Origin of the sequence: Frankia gtarii, assembly GCF_025403375.1 — a bacterium.
GTDB classification, from domain to species: domain Bacteria; phylum Actinomycetota; class Actinomycetes; order Frankiales; family Frankiaceae; genus Frankia; species Frankia gtarii.
Window position 1 is genome coordinate 1 of the sequence record NZ_JAMPTM010000461.1, and the last position, 2,726, is coordinate 2,726.

Annotated in this window: 3 protein-coding genes and 1 pseudogene; 3 read left to right on the top strand and 1 reads right to left on the bottom strand. The window is 70.5% G+C overall.

Annotated elements, in window-relative coordinates; all coding sequences use genetic code 11:
• The 3 genes and pseudogenes from NBZ83_RS31390 to NBZ83_RS31400 all read left to right on the top strand — a co-directional run.
• Window positions 1-281, top strand: a pseudogene (locus NBZ83_RS31390) (hypothetical protein); the annotation flags it as partial.
• Window positions 282-314: 33 nt separating this feature from the next.
• On the top strand, window positions 315-1,265 hold the full coding sequence (locus NBZ83_RS31395) for an NsdA family TPR-like regulatory protein (protein WP_498041096.1): 951 nt from the start codon (window positions 315-317) through the stop codon (window positions 1,263-1,265).
• Window positions 1,262-1,912 carry a 2'-5' RNA ligase family protein gene (locus NBZ83_RS31400; protein ID WP_261563291.1) on the top strand — a complete coding sequence of 217 codons (651 nt, stop codon included), beginning with the start codon at window positions 1,262-1,264 and terminating at the stop codon, window positions 1,910-1,912. Before NBZ83_RS31395 ends, NBZ83_RS31400 begins: the two co-directional genes overlap by 4 nt.
• Window positions 1,913-2,194: 282 nt before the next feature.
• On the opposite strand, the gene NBZ83_RS31405 is transcribed toward NBZ83_RS31400, so the two are convergent.
• A partial coding sequence (locus tag NBZ83_RS31405; protein ID WP_498041097.1) for a hypothetical protein occupies window positions 2,195-2,726 on the bottom strand: 532 nt, incomplete at its 5' end.

Genomic DNA, 2,726 nt, shown 5'->3' on the forward strand with positions numbered 1-2,726 from the left:
CACCCCGACGGCGCCCCACCCCGCAGATGCTCGCCCTACTCGCCGAGGTCTACGGCACCAGCATCGACAACCTCCTCGACCTCGACGACCGCGAACACATGCCCCCCGCCGACACGCTCCTGATCAGTAAAACGCCGAGAAGCCGGCGGGCACGGCCTGAGGACCTGCCGGTGCCGAGAGATGTGTCGGAGGTCGGAATCGCCGGAAAGGACATCCGCACTTTCACTTCGGTAATCGTCCCGCCTGCCGTAGACGCGACAGTTTCGCCAGGCACTGGATAGACTGGATATGACCGCCACGCGGAACTGGTCGATGTGGGTTTTCGTCTGCGGTATTTCTCTGCACCGTCCGTCCACACGTCTTTTCTCGACTATCTCGACAGTTTCGTTGATGACTGTATCGAGTCCTACGAGACGCGTGGCCCGGCCGCATTGATGCCCCTCGTCGTGCGGCAGCGGAAAGCAGTGCAGACTCTCATCGAGGGCTGGCAGCTACCCCGGCAGCGTCATCGGCTCCTTCGAGTCGCCGCGCGGCTGTCGGGGCTGGCCGGGTACATGGCGGTGAACCTCGGTGACTTCCTGCTCGCGCGCGCTCATTGCACGGAGGCGTTCACCATCGCGGTGGCCGTGGAGGACGGCGACCTGGTGGCCTGGGTGCGGGCTACGGAAAGCCTGTGCGCCTACTACGCCGGCGACTACCGGCTGGCGCTGGAGCGGGCGCGCGACGGACAGACCTACACCGCAGGCGGCCCGCAGGCGATCCGGCTGGCGGTCAACGGCGAAGCCCGCGCCCTGGGCCAGCTCGGCGATCGTGAGGGCGTGCGGGAAGCCGTCGGCCGCGCGTTCGACCTCGCCGAACGCGCTGAGTTGCCCGCCGGCATGTCACCGTGCATCTCCTTCGGCGCCTACAGCCTCGCGCGGATCGCGGCAAACGCCGCGACCGCCCATGTCGGCACCGGAGAAACCGCCCTCGTCCAGAGCTACGCACAGACCGCCACCGACACGCCGGGCACCGAACGCTCCCCGTGGAGCCACGTCCTCATCGCCCTCGACATCGCCACCGCGCTGACTACCGGCGACGACCCCGACCCCGAACACAGCGCCACCCTCGGCGTCGAAGCTTTGACCCGCGCAGGCAATCAGCCGATCGAGTCCATCCGCCAGCGCGGCCAGGAACTCGCCCGCCGCACCGCGCCCTGGCGGTCCCTGCCCACCGTCGCCGAACTGGCCGAGGTGTCCCGGACGCTCGCCGGCGGGTCGTGGTGAGCGAGAACGACCCGGTCCACGACGACTGGGAACGCTTCCGTGTCCTGACCACGATGACCAATCACTGGGACCGGCCCGGCTGGACCCCCGCCCGCCGCAGCTTCCACTGGTTCCTGACCCTCGACAGCGCCGCCCTGCGCGACCTCGCCGCCACCTGCCAGGAGCGGCTGCGCGTGTTCGACTGCCTCGACCCCGTCCCCGCCGACGGGCTGCACCTCACCGTGCGCCGGCTCGCGTTCACCGACGAGATCGACACCGCCGCCGTCACCACGGTTGTCCGCCGGGTCGCGCAGCGGTGTCGTGGCCTGCCGGCGATCGGGATGCGGGTCGGGCCGCTGGCTGGGTCAAGCGGCGCGGTCCGCTTCACGGTCACGCCCTGGGAGCCGTTGGTCGAACTCCGCGCCGCTGTGGACGAGGAGACAGCCGCGTGCGGCCTGCCCGCCGTCGACCGGCGTTTCCGCCCTCACGTCGGCATCGCCTACTGCAACCGCGACGTGCCCGCACAGCCGATCATCCGCCGGGTCGCGGGCCTGCGTGACCTTCCCCCGATCGAGGTGCCCGTCATGGAAATACGGCTGGTACGGCTGTACCGCGACGGCCGCACCTACCGATGGGACACGGAGAGCATCGTCCCCCTGCACACCTGACACATCACGCACGGCCGTGTGCTGCGCGACCTCGGGTTGGGTGGCGAGTAGGAAGCCGACGCCAACCGTGCCGGCCCGCTGCCCGTCCCGGGCGGTGCCAGCAGGCTGTGCGGCGGCCTCGATGACGGCGAGCCCGCGGGTGGAACCATTCACCACTGGCAGATAAGGAATGCTGGCACCCGCGCACCGTACACCCGTGCCGCGACACCACAGAACCGTCGAACGACAGAGCCTCCGTGCCCGGCGGGCCTTCGAGGCCGATCGTTGACGTGCCCGCCCGGACTACTTGTCGCCGTCCCGGCCAAGGAGAAGAGCTCCACCCAGATCAGCCGTCACGGAGCTTCCCGGCCAGCGTGCGGCCAGGTCGGCGTGCAGCCGCCGCAACCGCGGGAGCAGCCGAGCCGACCCCGTCTCAGTGGCGATCGTGGCTGCTTCGATGCCGGCGGCGCCGGCGAGGTCGGGGCTGTCGGCCTGGAGGTAGGCGGCGGCCAGGTGGCAGAGGAACTCCGCCGCCCAGCCGGAGGTACGTGCGTCACCGAGTCCGGCGAGTCCGCGGGTGAGGCAGACGATCGCCTCCTCGTTGTAGGCCGGGTCGTCGCGGCCGAGGTAGCGGCAGACCCAGCCGCGTTCCAACGCGTAGAACTCCGGCGTGTAGTAGTAGATCCACGCCGGAGCAGCCTCCTCGTCCGCCGCCGCGGCGGCGACAAGATCGGCCCCCCGCGCCAGCGCCTCGACCGCCGGCCGGCGCTGGCCGGCGAGCGCATGGGCGCGGGCTTCCTGGTGGGCGTCGTAGGCCCGCTGGCCCACCCACACC